Origin of the sequence: Thermocrinis albus DSM 14484 (assembly GCF_000025605.1) — a bacterium.
Lineage (GTDB): Bacteria > Aquificota > Aquificia > Aquificales > Aquificaceae > Thermocrinis > Thermocrinis albus.
On sequence record NC_013894.1, the window covers coordinates 158,704 to 178,267 of the forward strand.

Consider the following 19,564-nt stretch of genomic DNA (forward strand, 5'->3'; position numbering starts at 1 on the left):
GAAAATGCATCCTCAGGTCCATGTTAAGGTGATCTTTGTCATCTTTTGTTAATCTTGTGTTAAAATTATGCAAAATCTAGGAGGAGGTTTAACATGAAAGGGAGAGTGTTTCTACTTACCCTCGCTCTCTACTCGCTGGGTCAAGCCCAGGAGATTCTCCTTAAGGAACTGGAGGTGAGGGCCAAGAAAACTCACTTCCAAGACAGCCTAGAAATAAGGGAGGTAAGGGAAAGTTCTGCCAAAGACGTGGGAGAAGCTGTCCAAAAACTGGAAGGTATTTGGAAGATAAGAAAGGGAGGGATAGCCAACGATCCCGTTCTCAGAGGCTTTTACAGGGATAACATCAACGTCCTGATAGACGGTGTTAGGATTTACGGAGCGTGTCCCAACAGGATGGATCCTCCCGCCTTCCATGTAGATTTCTCTGAGGTGAAGAAAATAGAAGTCATAAAGGGTCCCTACGATGTTAGAAATCAAGGATCTATGGCTGGTCTCATTGAGATTATTACCAAAGAACCCGAGAAAGGCTTTCACCTTCAACTCAACGCCAGCGCAGGTTCCTTTAACTTCATAAACCTCTCTCCAGTTATATCCTACGCGGACGATAGGTTCTTCGGTCTTGCAGGATACTCTTACAAGTACTCCAAACCCTACAAAGACGGAGATGGTAAGAAGTTTACTGAATACACCAATTACAAACCTCAGTTCATGAACTCTAAAGCCTTTGAGATAAACACCTACTGGATTAAGATGGGCTTTAAACCTGTGGAAAAACACTCCCTGGAACTATCTTACACCAAGCAAGATGCAAGACACGTTCTGTATCCGTACCTCATGATGGATGCCATCTACGACAAAACAGACAGGTTTAACATAGGCTACCGTATAGATAACATATCCGATACCTTGAAAGACCTGAGATTTCAGTTCTACTACAACAAGGTGGATCACTGGATGGACGACAGGTACAGAACATCCGCCGGCAGTAACCTCTGGTCCATGGCTACTGATGCCCAAACAAAAACCTACGGTGGTAGGTTAGAGGCATCCTTTGGTTCTCTTCTGGTAGGCTTGGAGGCCTACAAAAGAAACTGGGATGCCGTCAATTACATGGGTATGGACACCCAGTACATAGTTCCCGACGTGGATGTAAAGAACTTAGGTATTTACGGTGAGTACAGAAAGAGTGTAACTCCCAAACTCAGGGCGGTGGTGGGGCTTCGTCTTGACACCACCAAGACAGAGGCAGATGGGTCAAAAGCCAACATCAACCTCTACAAAACCTACAAAAATACTACCAGCACCTCCAAAACTGACACGTACCCCTCCGGCAACGTACAGCTCTTTTACACCTTCTCACCTCAATGGGAGCTCTTCTTAGGTGTAGGTCATGCGGTAAGAGTACCCGATCCACAGGAAAGATACTTTGCTCTGAAGAGGATGAACGCCCCAGACTGGGTGGGCAACCCTGAACTTAAACCTTCCCGTAACACCCAGGTAGATTTAGGTATACGCTACAACAACGGCAGGATACACTCTAAGCTCACCCTCTTTTACAGCTACGTGCAAGATTACATAACCCTTCACAAAGTGGTAGGGCCCATTAAAAGTGCTATGTCCTACACCAATGTGGATGCCTACTTCTTTGGCGGAGAACTAGAGAACCGTGTGGCTCTCACCGACAAAATCTTCTTCTACGGTGGACTCTCTTACGTACAAGCAAGGAAGGAAACCGATCCCAGCAAGAACATACTTAGCTCCCGAGTGGCCGAGATTCCACCCGCCAGGGTAAGACTGTCCCTTAGGTACGACACAGGTATGTACTTCGGAGAGGTGGAAACCATTCTATCCGCCACCCAGTACAGGGTGGACACAGATTTGAAGGAACAGAGAACCTCCGGCTACGGCGTGGTGAACGTAAAAGTAGGTGGCAGTTACAGAGGACTTACCTTAACGGCGGGTGTGGATAACCTCTTTGACAAAAAGTACTATGACTATCTCTCTTATCTGAGAAATCCCTTCAAAGCAGGTGTTAAGGTACCGGAACCTGGAAGGACCTTTTACGTGAGTGCCAACTACACTTTCTAACCATGATTTCACGAGGTGCCCTTTTATTGAGTGCTGTGGCCCATGCCCTCGTGCTTGTCCATCTTCACCTCACCCCTCCCCTTCCTCAGACCGCTCCGGAGGGGAGGGTGCTTTTGGTAAACTTGACAGACCTTCAGCAGGTCTCGGCTCCCGCAAAAGCCTTTCCAAAAAGTGCCCATAAAGAAAGGAGATCCTCAGTAAGAAGTCTGACCCCCTCTTCGGTAAAAAGCGACCACCAAACTCCCTCCGCCCAAAAGGAGTTTCAGGTATCCCAAGGAAATCAAACACCTGCCGCAGCAGTAACAGAGAAGGAAGCATCCAAAAGTGAGAGTGTGGCAGAGGAGCCACCCAAGAGGGTTTTTTCCCCCGAAGAGGCTGGAGAGGAGTATCTTAAGAACTACGGTCAGCTGGTAAGGGATGCTGTGGCCAGATACCTCTCTTACCCACCTTTAGCCAAGAGGATGGGATGGGAGGGTAAGGTCATCCTGAGGATAGTGCTGGACAAGGAAGGCAAGCTTCTTGACCTGACAATACAGAAAAGTTCCGGTTACCAGCTGCTGGATCAGGCAGCCTTAGAGGCTGTAGAAAGAGCCCACTCTTTTTTCCCTAAGCCGGGTATAAAAGTGGTTATTCTTTTACCTGTGGCCTTCCGTTTAGAATAAGTTATAATAAGTAGGCCTCGTTCCCACCCTAAGGGTGGGGACCTGGGAAACCAGACCAGGAGGTGTGTTATGGCGAGAAGGTACTACGAGACGGTAAGACATTACGAGAGTGTGGTGGTTTTCAAACCTACCCTCAGCGAGGAGGAGGTGCAAAGACGTCTCCAGGAAGTGAGAGAGTTCATCACCAAGAAGGGTGGCCAGATCCTTGAGGAGCAAGACTGGGGCCTAAAGCAGCTTGCCTATCCCATAAACAGGTTCCAGCACGGTAGGTACTACCTCTTTTTGATAAGATCCGAAAATCCGGAGCTACCCAACGAACTGGACTTCTTCTACAAGATCAACGATGATGTGATAAGGTGGCTCAACATCAAGGTAAAGAGACAAACGGAGAAAGCTCATGCTCAATAAAGTCATCATCATAGGTACTCTCGTGAGGGATCCCCAGATAAGGTATCTTCCTTCGGGTACACAACTTTTGGAGTTCTCTATAGTCTGGAGCAGAAGGTACCAGGTGGAAGATCAGGTAAGGGAGGAGTCCCATTTTTTTGATGTGAAGGCTTACGGCAAACTGGCCGAAAAGCTCTCCGTCAAACTCTTCAAAGGTTACACGGTGGTGGTAGAGGGAAGGCTGGCTCAAGAGAAGTGGCAGGACAAAGAAGGAAACCCTAGGAGCAAGGTGAGGATAGTGGCAGAGACGGTTCGTATCCTCAGAAAACCACGTATTGAAGGTCCTGTAGAGGAAGAGAGTGTGCCTGAAGAAGACATGGCGGGGACAGACACACCTTTCATGTCCCAAGATGATGAGATACCCTTTTAACGGGAGCATCCCATTACCGCCTGCCGGGTTCGGGATGTTCCTTTTGTGGCGGGATACAAATAGCCCGGCACCGGAGATACTAACTCCGGTAGAAAGAGGGAACCATGGAGGTGAAGAAGAGTAAGAAGGTGTGTTACTTCTGTGACCAAAAGAAGGATCCCAGCTACAAAAACTACCAGGAGCTGGCTCAGTTTCTCTCCGAAAGGGGTAAGATCATAGGCAGGAGGCAGAACAATCTCTGTGCCAAACATCAGCGTATACTGGCTCGTGAAATAAAGAGGGCCAGACAGCTGGCCTTACTTCCCTATGTGGTGATGTAAGGAGGTTTGCCATGAAGGTGATACTGCTTCAGGACTTGGAAGGTTACGGCACTTTCGGTGACGTGGTGAACGTAAAGGACGGTTTTGCCAGAAACTATCTTATCCCGAGAGGTATAGCCATACCTGTCACAGAGGGAAACCTGCGCCACATACAGCACATACTGACCCAAAAGGCTCGCAAGCTTCAGAAGGAGAAGGAAAAGGCTCTGGAACTGGCCAGAAAGCTGGAGGGCGCAATGGTAGAAGTTTTCAAACAGGTAGGAGAGAAGGGCAAACTCTACGGTTCCGTCACAGCCTCCGACATAGCGGAAGCTCTGTCTCAAAAAGGTTTCTCTGTTGACAGAAAGAAGATCCTTCTTAGGACACCCATAAAGGATATAGGTGTACACACTGTCCAGATAAAGCTCCATCCTGAGGTGGTGGTCAACATAAAGGTAGACGTGAAACCTGCGGAGTGAAGAGTGTTATACAGAGATTTTCTGGGTTTTAGGCTTTCGGAACTGGGAATAGGCACCTATCTGGGAAACCCCGATAGAGAGACATCGGAAGGCTACAAGAAGGTCCTTCTGAAGGGCCTGGAGCTCGGCATAAACGTAGTGGACACCGCTATAGTCTACAGATACATGAAGAGTGAAAGGGACATAGGAGAAGTTCTTGCCACGGTGGGGAGGGAGAAGTTCTTTGTCTCCACCAAAGGGGGATACCTCCCTTACGACATAGAGGCGGGGGTAGACCCAAGGGAGTACTTTTACGAAACCTTTGTGAGGAAGGGGCTGATAGAAGAGGAAGATCTCACCGGGCACTCCCTCAAGGTATCTTTCATAGACTGGTGTTTTCACAAAAGTCTGGAGAATCTAAGGACTTCTTACATAGACGTTTACTTCCTTCACAATCCGGAAGAGCAGCTTCAGTATACCGACAGAGATACCTTTTACAAAAAGATAGAGGAGTGTTTTGAGTATCTGGAACATCAGAGAAAGGCAGGAAAGTTGCGCTTTTACGGACTTGCCACGTGGCATGGTCTTAGGGTCCCACCTCATCAAAGAGACTACATAGATATGAGCAGGATTTTGCAGATAGCTCACCGTGTTGGAGGAGAGGATCATGGTATGCGTTTTGTTCAGCTTCCTTACAACCTGGGTATGACAGAAGCCTTCACCCTCAAGAATCAGTTCCTCAACGGGAGGGAAGTGTCCCTTCTGGAGTTCTGTAAAGAGGCCGGTATATACGTTTACACCAGTGCATCCATCTTCCAGGGTAGAGTAGTGGGGAGGGTACCTCAGTGGCTAAGAGACTTTTTCGGTGTTGAGAAGGATGTACACGCGGCTCTGCAGTTTGTTAGAAGTACACCAGGGGTGGGCACAGCGCTCGTGGGTATGAGTAAGCCCCACCACCTGGAAGAAAACTTTAAGATCTTTGAGAGGGAGCCCGTGGACACGGACCGCTTCCTTTCCCTCTTTGAAAGGAAGTGATGCTTAGTCATTGAGATAGGCAATTGGTTCCAAGGCGTTATGGTTTTTTGACTCTGTGCATCACCACCTTAAGGAAGGGTGTTTATGATAACTAAAAGGTATGGAGAGGTTGGAGTTCTTACCCTTCGTGGAAAAACAAGATAGGTTTGCGGCGGGAGTGTTCCGTCAGTTCCTCATCCAAGAGGAAGGGGACATGGTGCTGATAGTAACACCCACGGAGGAGTACAAGGAGTGGGTTTACGCCTACATAAAGACGAGGCTCAAGGATTATCCCAAAAAAGTGGTGGTCAAATCGGCCCAGCAGGATCAGGTAAAGGACAACATAAATCCCCGTTACACCTTTGAAAACTTTGTGGTGGGGCCTTCCAACCAACTGGCCTACAAGGTATGCTTGGAGGTGGCAGAAAACCCAGGTAGATCCTTCAGTCCTCTCTTTCTGTACGGTAGCGTAGGTCTGGGTAAAACCCATCTGCTCCACGCTATAGGTAACAGGGCCAAGACCAAAGGTTACAGAGCTATGTACAGCTCCATAAACGATTTTTCCGAAGAGATGGTAAAGGCTCTCAAAGAAGGGAAGATAGAGAAGTTCAGGGAGAAGTACATAAATGTAGACATACTTCTTCTGGATGATGTGCAGTTTTTGGCGGGCAAAGAGAGAACCCAGATGGAACTATTCCGTGTTTTTGAGAAACTACAGACTTTTGAAAAGCAGATAGTCTTGGTGAGTGACAGACATCCCAAAGATCTCAAGGATGTACCTGACAGACTGGTGAGTAGGTTTGAGAGTGGGCTCCTACTGGAGATAGGTCTTGACGATGAAACGCGTATCAGCGTAATAAAGAAAAAACTTATGGAGTACGGCTTTAGTCCCGAAGATAGTGTGGTGAGCTATGTGGCCGAAAACACAGGTTACAACGTCAGAGAGATAGAGGGTTTCATAAGGACTATGAAGATACTGGGTGAAGTACCGAAACCTGTAAGAAGAGATCAGAGAAGTATAGAGACGGTGGTAAGATACGTGGCCAAAAACTTCAAAGTGGATCCAGAACTTCTGCGTACAGATTCTAAGGACAGAAAGGTGGTAAGTGCCCGACAGATAGCTATGTACCTCTGTAAAACCTTGTTGGGATCTTCTTACACAGAGATAAGCAGATACTTTGGTAAGAAAGATCACACATCCGCCCTATATGCCATAAAGAAGGTGGAGGAAAAGCGAAGGACAGACAGGAAGTTTCACCATATGCTAAAGTTCTTAGAGGACGGACTCAGGAAACACCTCTCTTGAACACACCCTTATCTCAAAAGTAGTGTGAGCTATCTCTTCTATATCGGCCAGTTTCTGAGCGTAATAGTCCACGTCCTTCTGTACGTAAGTGTCTATACTCACTATGCAGGCAAATCTGTCGTGATACAACCTCAGGAGGTGTATATCTCTTACTTTGCTGTGTTGATCATCCTCTATACGCTTTATGACTTCCTGCACCAGCGGGTTATCCATCTCCCTGTCCAAAAGTACAAAGGCTGTTTCCTTTATGAGATCATAGGACCACATAGCTATGACAAAAAAACCTACCACACCGGCCAGAGGGTCTAGAAACCACCAACCTGTCTTCATCCCCACCGTAAGGGCCACAAGAGCAAGGACAGAAGTGAAGCTATCTGCCAGGACGTGCAGGTAAGAGGCCCTTCTCACATGGTCGTGTTGGTGGTGCCCTCCGAGGAGTAAGGCACTCAATAGGTTTACTAAAAGACCTAGCAGGGCCACCAAAATGGCTTGTCTGTATGCTATACTCTCAGGTTTTAAAAGTCTGAGGATGGCCTCCTGCAAAACCAAAAGAGCCATCACCCCCAGTATCACCGCGCTGGTATAAGCACCCAGAACCTCCACCTTCCATACACCGAAACTAAAGCGCTTATCGTGTGCCCACTTTTTTGCCAGGTAGTAAGAGAGATAACCTATACCAAAGGCAACCGCATGGGTACCCATATGGACACCGTCCGAAAGAAGAGCCACCGAGTTGTACATTACTCCCGCTGCCACTTCCACCAACATAACCACCAGCGTTATCACCAGCACCCAGAGAGTTCTTTTGGCGGACTGGTCCCCCGTGTAAAAGATCAACTCCTCCTTGCAGTAGCGTTCCATATCAGAAATTTTAGGTTTCTTCTTCTGGTAATAACATGGCCCACGTCAGTATCCTTCTGGTGGTTCTATCCCTTCTGTGGGAAGGTAAGGAAGAGTGACATATTGTGCAGACTTGGTAAAGGAAAAAACGTCTGATCCCCAGCTTTTTGAGGCGCAGTAGTGCTTCCTCCTGCAGGTCCATGTAAAGTTCTCTGTTCCTTACGTGTATGGCGGTGAAGATATCTATAAACTCGTCTCCCACACGGTAACAACAGTGTTTGGCAGAAGGTCCCAAAAAAGCCCAGGCATCTTCTTGGGTCATAGGTTTCAACATCTCCACAGCCCTTTCTAAGATACCTTGAGCCAAACCTCGCCAACCGGCATGCACAACCGCCACAGCGTTACCGGTGGCCAACACCACCGGCAGACAATCAGCTGTCTTCACACCTACCCTAACTCCCCTGAGGGTGGTGATGATGCCATCGCCCTCTGTACCACCCAAGGGTAGACCGGTGTAAGGAACCACTCGGGAGGAATGTACCTGTTGGAGGGTAATGACGGAAGAATCAGGGCTATGCTCTTCCATTCCCACCAGCACCTTTCCGTACCTGAAGGAGAACATCAGGTGAGTCTTTTGGCTTTCTGAGAGGTCTGTCTTACACATTCCATCACCGTACCCACGAACCCTCTTTCCTCCAGTACTTTTATACCCTCCACTGTGGTACCACCCGGAGAAGCCACACGTAGCACCCACTCCTCCGGAACACCACCCATCTCTTTGAGGAGTTCACAGCTACCCACCACCGTATCCAGTACTATGGACAGAGCAGTGCTGTAAGGAAAGCCTTCCATAACACCTGAAAGGGCCATAGCGTGAAGGAATTTAAAGACAAAGGCCGGACCTGAACCTGCCAGAGCGGTAAAACTGTCCATCATGTCTTCTTTTATCTCGTAAAGTTTCCCGCAGGAGGAGAAAAGTTCCACAAAGGCCTTTTTCTCCTCAGAAGACACTTGAGGAGAGGCCCAGAAGGCCATAACCCCTCTACGTACCAGCACGTTCACGTTAGGCATAACCCTTATAACCTTCTTCTCACCCAGTGTTCGCTGAATCTTCTCAATAGAAAGTCCTGCCACTATACTCACCAAAAGACGCTCCTCCAGAAGACCCTTCAAGTCCTCCAGAAGGGAGGGCACATCCTTAGGTTTCACAGCCACCAACACAGCATCCGAGTTCCAAACCAAAAACTCCAAACTCTCTGTTGTTGCCACATGATCCTGCCGTGCCCTATCTATCTTGGCAGGATCTACATCATACACCACCACCTGTGTTTTTTCCTTCAGTGCGGAGGCAAAAGCGGATCCCATATTACCGTAACCCACTATACCGATCCTCATGACCCTTTCCTCACAAAGGGAGGAGCCTTAAGAACAGCGTCCAACTCCCTGTTTCCCGACACTACCTTTACCCTAAGACCTTCCTTAAGAAACTCTTTGTCCACAAAAGCGAGAGCTATACCCCTGTTGAGGACAGGAGAGAAACTACCACTAGAAACAACTCCTATCTCTTTTCCGTCCAGAAAGATCCTGCTGCCTTCACGCGGAACCCCTTTTTGTAGGAGCTTTAGACCATAGAGTCTTCGCCTCACCTCCTTGGAAAGCATAGCCTCTTTTCCGATAAACTCCTTCTGAAAACTTACGTACCTTTCAAGACCCGCCTCCAGAGGTGAGATGGTTTCTGATATCTCGTGACCATAGAGGACCAGACCTGCTTCTATACGTAACACATCTCTGGCACCAAGACCGCACGGAGGACACCACTTGACCAGCTCGCTCCAAAGTTCTTTGCCTTCCTCCACCGGCGCATATATCTCAAAACCATCCTCTCCCGTGTACCCTGTTCGGGACACCAGAAAAGAATCCACCACCTTGAAATGATAGTATCTTATATCATCGATAGGGAAAAACTTACTCAGAATTTGGGAAGATGTTTTCCCCTGAAGGGCTATCTGGACGGTTTTTTCTGTAACATCTTCCACTTCCAGCTGGTTCTGAGAGAACCAGTTTACTATCTTCTCCCTGTTGATGGCGTTGACACAGATCATAAAAACATCCTCATCCAGTCTATAGATGGTTACATCGTCCTTGATTCCCCCTTCTGGATTACTGATGAGGTTGTACTGTACTTTACCTACCCGAAGCTTTTCCACCTGTCTTGTGGTAAGTTTTTCCAGTAGAACCAAACTATTCTTTCCCTTAACGTAGAGGCGACCCATGTGGGACACATCAAAAACACCCGCTCCTTCCCTAACCACCTTTGCCTCTTCCAAGATGGAAGTGTACTGAAGGGGCATCTCGTAACCTGCGAAGGAAAAGAAACGAGCCTTCAGCTCTCTGTGAAGGGGGTAAAGGGGTGTCCTTCTCAAGTTCCTATCTCCCAACTGGAAAGATAACTTAGTTGCTCCGGCGTCAGCTGGTCTATCTGAACACCCATACTGGCCAGTTTCAACTGGGCTACTTGGGTGTCTATCTCTCTGGGAACCTTGTAAACTTTCCTCTCCAACTGGGAGTGATGCTTCAGTATGTACTCGGCGCAGAGGGCTTGGTTGGCAAAGGACATGTCCATCACCGAGGCCGGATGTCCTTCCGCAGAGGCCAAGTTCACCAGTCTTCCCTGCGCCAACAGATAGATACGCCTTCCGTCGTAGAGGGTGTACTCTTCCACAAAGTTTCTGACCTCCCTCTTGCCTACACTGAGTTTTTCCAGAGCTTTTATGTCTATCTCCACGTCGAAGTGTCCCGCGTTGGATATTATGGCACCATCCTTCATCACCTTAAAGTGTTCTTCCCTTATAACGGAGGTGTTACCTGTTACCGTTACGAAAAAGTCCCCTATCTTGGCTGCTTCTATCATGGGCATTACCAGAAAACCGTCCATCTTGGCCTCCAGAGCCTTTATAGGGTCCACTTCTGTCACCACCACTGTGGCACCCATACCCCTGGCTCTTTGAGCCACCCCTTTCCCGCACCACCCGTATCCTGCCACCACAAAAGTGGAACCCGCTATGAGGCGGTTGGTGGCTCTCAGTATACCATCTATGGTGGACTGACCTGTGCCGTACCTGTTGTCAAACATATGCTTCGTCATGGCATCGTTTACAGCTATGACAGGAAAGAGAAGAACACCTCTCTCCGCCATGGCCCTCAACCTTATCACTCCCGTGGTGGTTTCCTCCATACCCCCGAGAATCTTCTGGGCCAGCTGAGGGTATTCCCTGTGAAGGGTAGATATCAGATCAGCTCCGTCATCTATCACTATGTGAGGCTCCTTCCTTATAACGGCGTGCAGGTGACTGTAGTAGGTGTCCCTGTCCTCACCCTTTATGGCAAAGACGGGTATACCAAAGTAGTGCACCAAGGCGGCCGCCACGTCATCCTGTGTGGAGAGGGGGTTAGAGGCTGTGAGAAAAACCTCTGCTCCACCTTCCTTCAAGGTTATCATTAGGTTGGCTGTTTCGGTGGTAACGTGAAGGCATGCCGATATCCTCACACCCACGAAGGGTTTTTCTTTGGCAAAACGCTCCCTTATGCTTCTGAGAACCGGCATATCCCTCTCGGCCCACTCTATTCTTCTCTTCCCTAATTCTGCCAGCTGTAAGTCCCTTACGTGATACTCCATAATGGAGGATATTTTAACATTTGCTTTCTTACTTCTTTAGCAGGTTTTTAAGGGATGCAAAGGGGCTTTCTTCCTCCTTTTGGTAAGGTATACCCTCACAGTTAGGATCACAGAGAGGCTTTGTGGGTATGCTCAGTATGATCTGCTCCCTCACCAGGGAGACAAGATCAAAGGCCTCTTCATCCTCGTAGAAAGACACGTTAAGGTCCTGTGGTCTTATGTGTATCACGTGCTCCTCTGGATATCTTTCCAACCTTATAACTTCCTGTCCACTTATATCCTTTTGATACACTTGAAGACATCTACTACACTCCAAAGTAACCTCACCCTGTATGTGAAGATGCAGGCGATAACCACCCCTTTCTTTTGTTATCTCCACCTGCACCTCCACAGGCTTGGTTATCTCTCCTATGTCTGCAGGCAGTTTTATCTCGGAGGGCGAGAGTCTATAGTAGCCGGTGAAACGATTGGACCTTTTAAAAATTTCCTTCAGGTTTAAAATCACCATAGATGTTAAAATAAACCCAACATCATGAGAGTGGTAGCGGTAGGAGGTGGTACCGGATTATCTACTCTTTTGAGGGGGTTAAAGAGATACACAGGTGAACAGATAAAGGATCTTTCTGCCATAGTGACGGTGGCGGACAGTGGTGGGAGCACGGGGAGACTCAGGAAAGCTTACAGCATACCGGCACCCGGTGATATTCGCAACTGCCTGGTGGCTCTCTCAGAGAGTGAGGAGATCCTTCAGGCCCTCTTTCAGTATAGATTCAAAGGTAGCGAACTTGATGGACACGCCTTCGGAAATCTGTTTCTGGTGGCTCTCACCGACATAACAGGTAGTTTTATGTCCGCTATACGTATAGCCTCCCAGATACTGAGAACGAAGGGAGAGATAATTCCCGCCACGTTGGAAAACGTGAATCTCTGTGCCAGTTTCGAGGACGGAACGGTCGTCAAAGGAGAGGAAGAGATAACCAAGTACGGAAGGGAGAACAGAAAGAGAGTGAAGAAAATCTGGCTGGAGCCACAGGATGTCAAACCACCCATAGACGCTATAGCCAAGATAGAAGCCGCCGACGTATTGGTGTTTGGTCCGGGGAGCCTGTTCACCAGTATACTACCCAACCTCCTCATAGAGGATCTGAGGGATGCCGTCAAAAGGAGTTTAGCGCTGAAAGTGTTGGTGGTGAACGCCATGACCCAACCTGGAGAGACAGATGGATACACAGCTTACGACCATTACAGGGCCTTTCTGGAACACTCTTCCCTGGAAAAACTGGACGTGGTAGTAGTGAACACTCGTATGCCCTCCAGTCATGTCCTAAAAAGGTATGTGGAGCAAGGCCAAGAACCTGTAGTACCCGATGTAGCTAAGATAGCAAAAGAAGGTGTTCTCGTTTACGCAGAGGACCTAATAGGAGAGAAGGACGATTTTGTTAGGCACGATCCAGAAAGACTGGCGGATCTTTTGATAAGGGTGTACCAGCAACGTGTATCCAATGACGTACTTTATGAACTTTGACACCTCCCTACTTCCCGAAGAAAGAGAGGAAATCCTCATATGCGGTAGCGGTATAGCTGGTTTGGTGTGCGCCATCACTCTGGCGGAACTAGGTAGGGAGCCCCTCCTCCTCACCAGAGGGCTGGGAAACACCTACTACTCACAGGGGGGTGTGGCCTGTGCTTTCCATCCCAAGGACAGCACCTACCTTCACTTTATGGATACTGTAAAGGCGGGTCGTGGTCTCTGCCACCACCAGGCGGTTACGACTATGGTGGAGGAAGGCGTCCAGCGTATCGGTGACCTGATAAGGTGGGGTGTGACCTTTGATGCCGAGACCACCACCGAAGGGGGACATTCTTTCCCTCGTGTTCTTAAAGTAAAGGATTACACAGGAAGAGCCATATACCAAGTTCTTTGGAAAAAGGTTCAGGAGTTGGGTATAAGAGTTCTCAGGGGTGAGCTGGTGGAGATACTGGGGGATGACAAAGTGGAGGGTGTACTGTACGTAGAGGATGGTAGCATCCGTTTCTTGAGAGTAAAGGCGGTGGTACTGGCCACAGGCGGTGCTGCCTCCCTTTACCTTCACACATCCAACCCTTCACCTACCCGTGGTGACGCCATCGGTATAGCCATCCGAAAAGGTATCCCTCTGGTAAATCCTGAGTTTGTCCAGTTTCATCCCACGGTACTTGACGGAACCAGCTTCCTGATATCGGAGGCGGTAAGAGGTGAAGGAGCCACTCTGATAGATGAAAGGGGTGAGAGATTCGTGGATGAGCTCCTCCCCAGAGACCAGGTAGCCAGAGCTATATACAGAAAGCTGAAGGAAGGCCATCGTGTCTTCTTGGACATGAGACCCATCGTGGGTAAAGGTGTCAACATAGAGGAACGTTTCCCCACTATAGTTTCATACCTGAGGGAGAAAGGTATAGACCCATTGAAGGACCCAATACCTGTGGTTCCGGCAGCTCACTACTACATAGGAGGTTTGGAAGTAGATCTGTGGGGGCGAACAAGGCTACCCGGGCTATACGCTGTTGGAGAGGTGGCATGTACAGGTGTTCACGGAGCTAACCGCCTTGCTTCTAACTCTCTCCTGGAGGGTTTAGTTTTTGGATTCCGTGTGGCCCACAGAGTACTACATGACCTTAGCACCCTAACCTTTTCTTCCTCTTCCTTCAGGAACATGCATGAAGGAAAGGAAGAACCCCCCTTTACCCTCACCCATCTGAAAGAACTCATGTGGGAGTACTGTGGATTAGAGAGGGATGAGGAGGGACTAAAACACGCCATAGGGATACTGACCGAGTGGTTGCACAGTTGGAAAAGCTGGAGAAGAACACCGGAGAACAGGGCTCTTTTGGATATATCTCTGACAGCATTAGGAACACTGCAGGGAGCTTTAAACAGAAGGGAGAGTAGGGGTGTCCACTTCAGGAAAGATTATCCTTACCAAGATGACCGATACAGAAAGGACACATTGATAAGCGTGGGACTAAATTGGTAAGTATGATAGATCTTGAAACCCTCAAAAGAGCTCCCGAAAGTTGCGGTGTTTATCTTTTTCAAAGAAAGGGAAGACCTATATACATAGGAAAGGCAAAGAACATAAAGGAAAGACTGTTACAGCACTACAGGGCATCTACCTCAGATCCCAGAGAGAAAGCCATACTGGAGCAAGCCGACAGTGTGGACTGGTTTATCACCCGTAACGAGTTTGAAGCTCTAACTTTAGAGATAGACCTCATTCAAACTCATAAACCCAAATACAACATACTTCACAAGTACGGTGCAGGTTATCCCATGCTCCTCATCACCGAGGATCCTTTTCCCACCCTTCGCGTTGTGAGAGGTGCCCATCACAGAGGCAAACTCTTCGGTCCTTTCTTTACAGCCAGTAAGGCCTACAAAGTTAAAAGATTGGTGCACAGTCTTTTTAAACTACGCACATGTGATCCTATGCCTATCAGGAAGGAACCTTGCATGGATTATCATCTGGGCCTCTGCAGTGGTCCGTGCTGCGGAAAGATAGATAGGGAGGATTATCTACTGTCGGTTATGTCTGCGGAGTCTATGCTTTCGGGAGAAGTGGGAGAAGTGTTACCCTTGCTCTACCAGCGCATAGACCAGCTTATGGTGAACATGGAGTTTGAGAAGTGTGCCGTCATAAGGGATCAGATACAGGCTTTAGAGCGTTTAGGACAAGGGCAAAAGGTAAGTCCATTACCTTACGCCAGTGCAGATGTCTTCTACAGAATGGGTAACGTGGTGGGAATATTTCTTATCCGTTCCCATAAGTTGGTGGACAAACAGATACACACTTTGGAGAGTGAGAGCCAACTGGAAGAGATGCTGGCAGGTTTCTACTACGCCAACGTGCTGCCTCAGGTACTGCTGGTGAATTTTCCCATCAGTGAGGAACTAATACAGTGGTTACAGAAAAGGGGAGCCTGCAAGATACTTCCATTAGAAGATCCTGAGCTGGAAAAACTCCTGAGGGAGAACGTAGGTGCTGCCGTACCCTACCAGGTCCTAAGGGAGGAGTTTCTCAAAACCCTATCTGTACCTTTACCGGAGGTGATAGAAGGGTTTGATGTCTCCCATTTTTACGGGGAGTATGTGGTAGGATCTTGTGTGGTTTGGGAAAAAGGCTTCATGAACAAAAAGCGTTACAGGAGATACAGGATAAAGAGCTTTGAAGGTATAAACGACTATATGGCACTGGAAGAGATACTATCCAGAAGGGCGAGGCGCCTGAAAGAGGGAGAGGAAAAAATGCCCGACATATGGCTCATAGATGGAGGAGTAGGGCAGCTGAACGTAGGAATAAGGGTGAGGGATAGATGGGATCTACCCATTAAAGTCATGGCTCTCGCCAAAGAGGAGGAACTCCTCATAACGGAGGATGGTAGGAAGATCCCCCTCAAAGAGAACCCACTCCTCTACAAGGTGTTTGGTCTTATAAGGGACGAAGCACACCGCTTTGCCCTATCCTACAACCGACAGCTGAGACTCAAAAACGCCCTCACCGACATACTGGACAAAGTGAAAGGTATAGGAGAGGTAAAGAAGCGCATCATCTACAGGAACTTTGACAACCTTTATGAGTTTCTTCAGGCAGACCCTAACTATCTGAAGCAGTTAGGTATAGACCCTTCCCTAAAACAGGAGGTAGAAAAGTACCTTGCAGGTGATAAAGGGAGTTAATTTCCCCAGTTATGTGTTTGCCAGCCTGGTAGCAGGCTACGTTATGATGGGTGTGGATATTATGTTGGAGGGTTTTCTAGGGCTTTTTGGTAGTTACAGACAGTATGTAGAAATAGTTTCCTACACAGGACTTTTCAGAGGATACGAGGATTTAGCGATGGTTATAGGACACACTTTCAATTCTATGATCTTTGCTATCTTTTTTGTTACACCTCAAGTGTACCACAGATTACCGTCGCCGTGGGGAGCTGTCAAAGGGCTCTTCTTTGGCATCTGTTGGCATGCCCTTGCTTTAGCCTTTTTGGTAATAACTTCCCTATTAGGTGCCCGTATGTCAGAGCTTATGTTACCCCACCATCTACATCAACACCTGACCCTTCTTTTACTACACGTCGTATGGGGAGTGACCCTCGGTGCCCTCTATAATTTAAAGGATGATAATGATAGTTATACACGTGAAAGCAAAACCTAAGGCCTCTAAGGAGTACGTGAAGGAATTATCCCCCAACTTTTACGAGGTGGCGGTAAAGGAACCACCCGAAGACGGAAAAGCTAACGAAAGGATACTGGAACTACTGTCAAAACATCTAAAGGTACCCAAGAGTCGTATAAAGCTCCTTAGAGGGACTTCCTCAAGGATAAAAGTATTCTGCATCTCACAGCTTTGATTTATAATCTTAAAAGTCCTATGGTGGTTTACTTTTACACTCACAGGGGTAAACAAAGAACCAACAACGAAGACGCTCTTTTGGTGAACGGAAGAGTCTTCCAAACAGAAGCTATGGATGTGGTACAAAGCGAGAACTTTCAAGGTGGTTGGCTGGTTGTGGCTGATGGGTTAGGCGGTCATGCCAGGGGTGAGGTGGCCTCCAGGATAGTGTTGGAGATTCTGCAGGAAAGAAACCCTCAGGATAAGGAGAGTCTTATGTCTACCCTTTGGGAAGCCAAGGATGTACTCTTAGAATACGCGCGTCAGCATCCTCAAGCTTACGGGCTAGGCACAGCTTTGGCAGGTTTCCTTGTAAGGGAAGAGGATGTTTTGGTTTTTAACGTGGGTGACTGTAGAGTTTACGGCTACTCAAAAGGTTGGGTTCGCCTCACCAAAGACCACACGGTGGTTGAAGATCTAATAGACAAAGGTCAACTTACACCCCAGGAGGCAAAGAACCATCCCCGCAGACATATTCTTACCTCTGCCCTTACGGGAGATATGTCGGACTTTGAGATCTACATAAGACAGGTGGATATACCAGTGGCTCTTTTGGCATGTTCCGACGGTTTCTGGGAAGAAATGGAAGATGACCTTAACGCCTGTGGCACAGACGTGAATCTCATCATGGAGGTGTTAAAAGAAAAACCTCAGAAGGACAACGTGAGTTTTCTTCTTCTGAAAAGGAATGTTTAACTACGGTCTAATTCTGTCCTTCGTAGGTACTCACTTTCACGGTTGGCAGATACAACCCTCCCTACGCACCGTTCAAGGTGAACTCTCTTCCTGCCTTAGCAAGATTTTTGATCGCACCATCAAACCTATAGGGTGTTGTAGGACAGACGCAGGAGTACACGCCAAGGAGTATGCAGCCAACTTTAAAGCACCCACCTTTATAGAACCAGATAAGCTTCTGAAAGCCCTTAACTCCCTTTTACCTCACGACATAGGAGTAAAGAAAGTTTGGCTGGCAGAAGAGAAGTGGAACTCCCGTTACTCTATCAAAGGTAAAACTTACGTATACAGAATCCATATGTCCCATGCCAGAGATCCCTTTTTGGAGCCCTTTGTTTGGAGAATCCCCTATACCTTACAGGTGGACAAGATGAGAGAGATCAGTCAGCTTTTAGTGGGAACTCATGACTTTTCCGGTTTTTCTAAAAAAGAGGATGATAAGAACCCTATTATAGACTTAGAGGAATTGGTCCTCCTACAGGAAGGCGATATACTTATTTTGAGTTTTAGAGCACGGCGTTTTTTAAGATACATGGTAAGGAGAATGGTAGGTGCGTTGGTACAGGTAGGGTTAGAAAAGATAGGAAAAGAAGAGATAGAGCGCTATCTATCAGGTGAAAACTGCCCATACACAGCTCCCGCAAAAGGTCTCACATTGGAAAAAATCCACTTTAGCTAACTGTCAATTAGCCCATATCACAGTACCATGTGGGACATAGGAAAGTATGTTGTGTATTAAAATTATTTTGTGAGGAGGGATAAAATGAAGAGGTATGTAGGTTATTTTGTTTTCGGTTTAATTGCAATGGGGATTGTTTTTAGTGGTTATGGTGGAGGCGGTGGAGGTGGTGGAAGAGTTATAACAGCACCATCTGGAAGCCTTGATACCACCTTCGGCAGAGGAGGCATAGTAACAACAGATATTGGAACGAATAGGGAGGATGAAGCCAAAGCCCTTGCCATCCAGTCAGACGGGAAGATTGTGGTCGTAGGATATTCCTATAATGGCACAAACACTGATTTTGCCGTAGTGAGGTATAATCCAGATGGAAGCCTTGATACCAGCTTCGGCACAAACGGCATAGTAACGACAGATATTGGAACGAATAGTGAGGATAAAGCCTATGCCCTTGCCATCCAGAGAGACGGTAAGATTGTGGTCGCAGGAACTTCAGACGGTGATTTTGCCATAGTGAGGTATTGGCCATAGAGACAGAATCTATAAAAATAGAAGGGCAGGAACATAGTCCTGCCCTTTTATTTTTGATATTCAATTTCAATAAAGATCATACAGATTTCTTGAGTCTGGCAAGAGGGAGCTTCTTAATGGAGGATCTGACGATAATCATTACAAGGCAGAGATAGAGAGGCCCCAGAGGATAATAGGCAAACAGACCATACAGATAGAGATATTAAAAACTTTTCAACTCCACACGGTACGTTAGAAACTAGCTCTTGCAAGTTCAGATTTTCTTTGAAACTCAAACTTTCAACTCCACACGGTACATTAGAAACACAGAGAGGTCTTAGTAAATTCTGGGCTGAACGTTACCTTTCAACTCCACACGGTACATTAGAAACTCTCCCCGTAAAGCGGATACTTCATCTGTCAGAGCATCTTTCAACTCCACACGGTACATTAGAAACTAGAAGATGATGAAAACTCGTTCCCTGTTGTCTCCCCTTTCAACTCCACACGGTACATTAGAAACCTGACTATAAAAACTTTTTCGTTGCTCAAATCATAACTTTCAACTCCACACGGTACATTAGAAACACAGAGAGGTCTTAGTAAATTCTGGGCTGAACGTTACCTTTCAACTCCACACGGTACATTAGAAACTCTCCCCGTAAAGCGGATACTTCATCTGTCAGAGCATCTTTCAACTCCACACGGTACATTAGAAACCTCCACAGCTATGAAGCGTATGAGAAGTTAATGGATCTGAAGCTTTCAACTCCACACGGTACATTAGAAACCATGCGTGAGAGACTTATCTATGTAATTTATCCCCTCACTTTCAACTCCACACGGTACATTAGAAACAAGAAAACACGTTCTCCAAAGCTCCCGCCACTTCCTGCTTTCAACTCCACACGGTACATTAGAAACGGGGCAGTTTAGGAGCTTCGGCGGGTTGGGTAGTTTGCTTTCAACTCCACACGGTACATTAGAAACAGCCTAAAAGTCAGATGATTGGCACGATGTTTGCTATCTTTCAACTCCACACGGTACATTAGAAACA

22 protein-coding genes and 1 CRISPR repeat array (1 of these 23 cut by a window edge) are annotated in these 19,564 nt (G+C 47.4%); of the genes, 16 read left to right on the forward strand and 6 right to left on the reverse strand.

Annotated elements, in window-relative coordinates; all coding sequences use genetic code 11:
- Positions 1 to 93 precede the first annotated feature (93 nt).
- The 8 genes from THAL_RS00840 to dnaA all read left to right on the forward strand — a co-directional run bounded on the left by THAL_RS00840 (position 94) and on the right by dnaA (position 6,644).
- Complete coding sequence (locus tag THAL_RS00840; protein ID WP_012991213.1) at positions 94 to 2,088, forward strand: TonB-dependent receptor; 1,995 nt, start codon at positions 94 to 96, stop codon at positions 2,086 to 2,088.
- A 2-nt stretch (positions 2,089 to 2,090) separates the two neighbouring features.
- A complete protein-coding gene (locus THAL_RS08160; RefSeq protein ID WP_012991214.1) occupies positions 2,091 to 2,750 on the forward strand; it encodes an energy transducer TonB in 660 nt (219 codons plus the stop codon).
- Between the two features lie 69 nt (positions 2,751 to 2,819).
- The gene (rpsF, locus tag THAL_RS00850; protein WP_012991215.1) at positions 2,820 to 3,158 is read left to right on the forward strand and encodes a 30S ribosomal protein S6; all 339 of its coding nucleotides are present in this window, start codon (positions 2,820 to 2,822) and stop codon (positions 3,156 to 3,158) included.
- Positions 3,148 to 3,567, forward strand: coding sequence for a single-stranded DNA-binding protein (gene ssb / locus THAL_RS00855; protein ID WP_012991216.1), 420 nt, complete (start codon positions 3,148 to 3,150; stop codon positions 3,565 to 3,567). Before rpsF ends, ssb begins: the two co-directional genes overlap by 11 nt.
- 104 nt (positions 3,568 to 3,671) lie before the next feature.
- Positions 3,672 to 3,887 (forward strand): 30S ribosomal protein S18, encoded by a 216-nt coding sequence (rpsR, locus tag THAL_RS00860; RefSeq protein WP_012991217.1) that lies wholly within the window; start codon positions 3,672 to 3,674, stop codon positions 3,885 to 3,887.
- Positions 3,888 to 3,898: 11 nt separating this feature from the next.
- Positions 3,899 to 4,345, forward strand: coding sequence for a 50S ribosomal protein L9 (rplI, locus tag THAL_RS00865; RefSeq protein WP_012991218.1), 447 nt, complete (start codon positions 3,899 to 3,901; stop codon positions 4,343 to 4,345).
- Between the two features lie 3 nt (positions 4,346 to 4,348).
- Entirely contained in the window at positions 4,349 to 5,359 is a 1,011-nt protein-coding gene (locus THAL_RS00870) for an aldo/keto reductase (RefSeq protein ID WP_012991219.1), read from the forward strand.
- 100 nt (positions 5,360 to 5,459) lie between these two features.
- Positions 5,460 to 6,644 (forward strand): chromosomal replication initiator protein DnaA, encoded by a 1,185-nt coding sequence (dnaA, locus tag THAL_RS00875; protein ID WP_012991220.1) that lies wholly within the window; start codon positions 5,460 to 5,462, stop codon positions 6,642 to 6,644.
- On the opposite strand, the gene THAL_RS00880 is transcribed toward dnaA, so the two are convergent.
- From THAL_RS00880 to THAL_RS00905, 6 genes are read right to left on the reverse strand one after another with little or no spacing between them, the layout of a single operon-like run.
- Positions 6,612 to 7,505 carry a cation diffusion facilitator family transporter gene (locus THAL_RS00880; protein ID WP_012991221.1) on the reverse strand — a complete coding sequence of 298 codons (894 nt, stop codon included), beginning with the start codon at positions 7,503 to 7,505 and terminating at the stop codon, positions 6,612 to 6,614. The two genes, dnaA and THAL_RS00880, sit on opposite strands and share 33 nt — an antisense overlap.
- 10 nt (positions 7,506 to 7,515) lie before the next feature.
- Positions 7,516 to 8,106, reverse strand: coding sequence for a purine nucleoside phosphorylase YfiH/LACC1 family protein (locus tag THAL_RS00885; protein ID WP_012991222.1), 591 nt, complete (start codon positions 8,104 to 8,106; stop codon positions 7,516 to 7,518).
- The gene (gene proC, locus THAL_RS00890) at positions 8,106 to 8,879 is read right to left on the reverse strand and encodes a pyrroline-5-carboxylate reductase (protein WP_012991223.1); all 774 of its coding nucleotides are present in this window, start codon (positions 8,877 to 8,879) and stop codon (positions 8,106 to 8,108) included. Before proC ends, THAL_RS00885 begins: the two co-directional genes overlap by 1 nt.
- Complete coding sequence (gene gcvT, locus THAL_RS00895; RefSeq protein WP_012991224.1) at positions 8,876 to 9,907, reverse strand: glycine cleavage system aminomethyltransferase GcvT; 1,032 nt, start codon at positions 9,905 to 9,907, stop codon at positions 8,876 to 8,878. The genes proC and gcvT overlap by 4 nt, the downstream gene beginning before the upstream one ends.
- Positions 9,904 to 11,160 carry an adenosylhomocysteinase gene (ahcY, locus tag THAL_RS00900; protein ID WP_012991225.1) on the reverse strand — a complete coding sequence of 419 codons (1,257 nt, stop codon included), beginning with the start codon at positions 11,158 to 11,160 and terminating at the stop codon, positions 9,904 to 9,906. The genes gcvT and ahcY overlap by 4 nt, the downstream gene beginning before the upstream one ends.
- 28 nt (positions 11,161 to 11,188) lie before the next feature.
- Positions 11,189 to 11,668 carry a YceD family protein gene (locus THAL_RS00905; protein WP_012991226.1) on the reverse strand — a complete coding sequence of 160 codons (480 nt, stop codon included), beginning with the start codon at positions 11,666 to 11,668 and terminating at the stop codon, positions 11,189 to 11,191.
- A gap of 24 nt (positions 11,669 to 11,692) precedes the next feature.
- On the opposite strand from THAL_RS00905, the gene THAL_RS00910 reads away from it, so the two are divergent.
- From THAL_RS00910 to THAL_RS00945, 8 genes are all read left to right on the forward strand, one after another.
- On the forward strand, positions 11,693 to 12,685 hold the full coding sequence (locus tag THAL_RS00910; protein WP_012991227.1) for a gluconeogenesis factor YvcK family protein: 993 nt from the start codon (positions 11,693 to 11,695) through the stop codon (positions 12,683 to 12,685).
- On the forward strand, positions 12,675 to 14,174 hold the full coding sequence (gene nadB, locus THAL_RS00915) for an L-aspartate oxidase (protein ID WP_012991228.1): 1,500 nt from the start codon (positions 12,675 to 12,677) through the stop codon (positions 14,172 to 14,174). Before THAL_RS00910 ends, nadB begins: the two co-directional genes overlap by 11 nt.
- 2 nt (positions 14,175 to 14,176) lie before the next feature.
- A complete protein-coding gene (gene uvrC, locus THAL_RS00920) occupies positions 14,177 to 15,874 on the forward strand; it encodes an excinuclease ABC subunit UvrC (protein ID WP_012991229.1) in 1,698 nt (565 codons plus the stop codon).
- A complete protein-coding gene (locus THAL_RS00925; protein ID WP_148209113.1) occupies positions 15,858 to 16,346 on the forward strand; it encodes a hypothetical protein in 489 nt (162 codons plus the stop codon). The genes uvrC and THAL_RS00925 overlap by 17 nt, the downstream gene beginning before the upstream one ends.
- Entirely contained in the window at positions 16,309 to 16,542 is a 234-nt protein-coding gene (locus tag THAL_RS00930; protein ID WP_012991231.1) for a DUF167 domain-containing protein, read from the forward strand. The genes THAL_RS00925 and THAL_RS00930 overlap by 38 nt, the downstream gene beginning before the upstream one ends.
- A 20-nt stretch (positions 16,543 to 16,562) precedes the next feature.
- Complete coding sequence (locus THAL_RS00935) at positions 16,563 to 17,279, forward strand: PP2C family protein-serine/threonine phosphatase (RefSeq protein ID WP_012991232.1); 717 nt, start codon at positions 16,563 to 16,565, stop codon at positions 17,277 to 17,279.
- Positions 17,272 to 17,997, forward strand: coding sequence for a tRNA pseudouridine(38-40) synthase TruA (truA, locus tag THAL_RS00940; protein ID WP_012991233.1), 726 nt, complete (start codon positions 17,272 to 17,274; stop codon positions 17,995 to 17,997). Before THAL_RS00935 ends, truA begins: the two co-directional genes overlap by 8 nt.
- 84 nt (positions 17,998 to 18,081) lie before the next feature.
- A complete protein-coding gene (locus THAL_RS00945; RefSeq protein WP_012991234.1) occupies positions 18,082 to 18,528 on the forward strand; it encodes a delta-60 repeat domain-containing protein in 447 nt (148 codons plus the stop codon).
- Between the two features lie 210 nt (positions 18,529 to 18,738).
- Positions 18,739 to 19,564: direct repeats of the CRISPR family, unit length 29 nt; unit sequence CTTTCAACTCCACACGGTACATTAGAAAC; it runs 1,868 nt beyond the window's last position.

Excerpts from the sequence above, each read along its gene's own strand:
- THAL_RS00880 (WP_012991221.1), bottom strand. The coding sequence starts at position 7,505 with ATGGAACGCTACTGCAAGGAGGAGTTGATCTTTTACACGGGGGACCAG.
- THAL_RS00945 (WP_012991234.1), top strand. The coding sequence starts at position 18,082 with ATGAAGAGGTATGTAGGTTATTTTGTTTTCGGTTTAATTGCAATGGGG.
- THAL_RS00840 (WP_012991213.1), top strand. The coding sequence starts at position 94 with ATGAAAGGGAGAGTGTTTCTACTTACCCTCGCTCTCTACTCGCTGGGT.
- uvrC (WP_012991229.1), top strand. The coding sequence starts at position 14,177 with ATGATAGATCTTGAAACCCTCAAAAGAGCTCCCGAAAGTTGCGGTGTT.
- THAL_RS00905 (WP_012991226.1), bottom strand. The coding sequence starts at position 11,668 with ATGGTGATTTTAAACCTGAAGGAAATTTTTAAAAGGTCCAATCGTTTC.
- dnaA (WP_012991220.1), top strand. The coding sequence starts at position 5,460 with ATGGAGAGGTTGGAGTTCTTACCCTTCGTGGAAAAACAAGATAGGTTT.
- THAL_RS08160 (WP_012991214.1), top strand. The coding sequence starts at position 2,091 with ATGATTTCACGAGGTGCCCTTTTATTGAGTGCTGTGGCCCATGCCCTC.
- nadB (WP_012991228.1), top strand. The coding sequence starts at position 12,675 with ATGAACTTTGACACCTCCCTACTTCCCGAAGAAAGAGAGGAAATCCTC.
- truA (WP_012991233.1), top strand. The coding sequence starts at position 17,272 with ATGTTTAACTACGGTCTAATTCTGTCCTTCGTAGGTACTCACTTTCAC.
- ahcY (WP_012991225.1), bottom strand. The coding sequence starts at position 11,160 with ATGGAGTATCACGTAAGGGACTTACAGCTGGCAGAATTAGGGAAGAGA.
- rplI (WP_012991218.1), top strand. The coding sequence starts at position 3,899 with ATGAAGGTGATACTGCTTCAGGACTTGGAAGGTTACGGCACTTTCGGT.
- THAL_RS00910 (WP_012991227.1), top strand. The coding sequence starts at position 11,693 with ATGAGAGTGGTAGCGGTAGGAGGTGGTACCGGATTATCTACTCTTTTG.
- ssb (WP_012991216.1), top strand. The coding sequence starts at position 3,148 with ATGCTCAATAAAGTCATCATCATAGGTACTCTCGTGAGGGATCCCCAG.
- THAL_RS00930 (WP_012991231.1), top strand. The coding sequence starts at position 16,309 with ATGATAATGATAGTTATACACGTGAAAGCAAAACCTAAGGCCTCTAAG.
- THAL_RS00885 (WP_012991222.1), bottom strand. The coding sequence starts at position 8,106 with ATGTTCTCCTTCAGGTACGGAAAGGTGCTGGTGGGAATGGAAGAGCAT.
- proC (WP_012991223.1), bottom strand. The coding sequence starts at position 8,879 with ATGAGGATCGGTATAGTGGGTTACGGTAATATGGGATCCGCTTTTGCC.
- rpsR (WP_012991217.1), top strand. The coding sequence starts at position 3,672 with ATGGAGGTGAAGAAGAGTAAGAAGGTGTGTTACTTCTGTGACCAAAAG.
- THAL_RS00935 (WP_012991232.1), top strand. The coding sequence starts at position 16,563 with ATGGTGGTTTACTTTTACACTCACAGGGGTAAACAAAGAACCAACAAC.
- rpsF (WP_012991215.1), top strand. The coding sequence starts at position 2,820 with ATGGCGAGAAGGTACTACGAGACGGTAAGACATTACGAGAGTGTGGTG.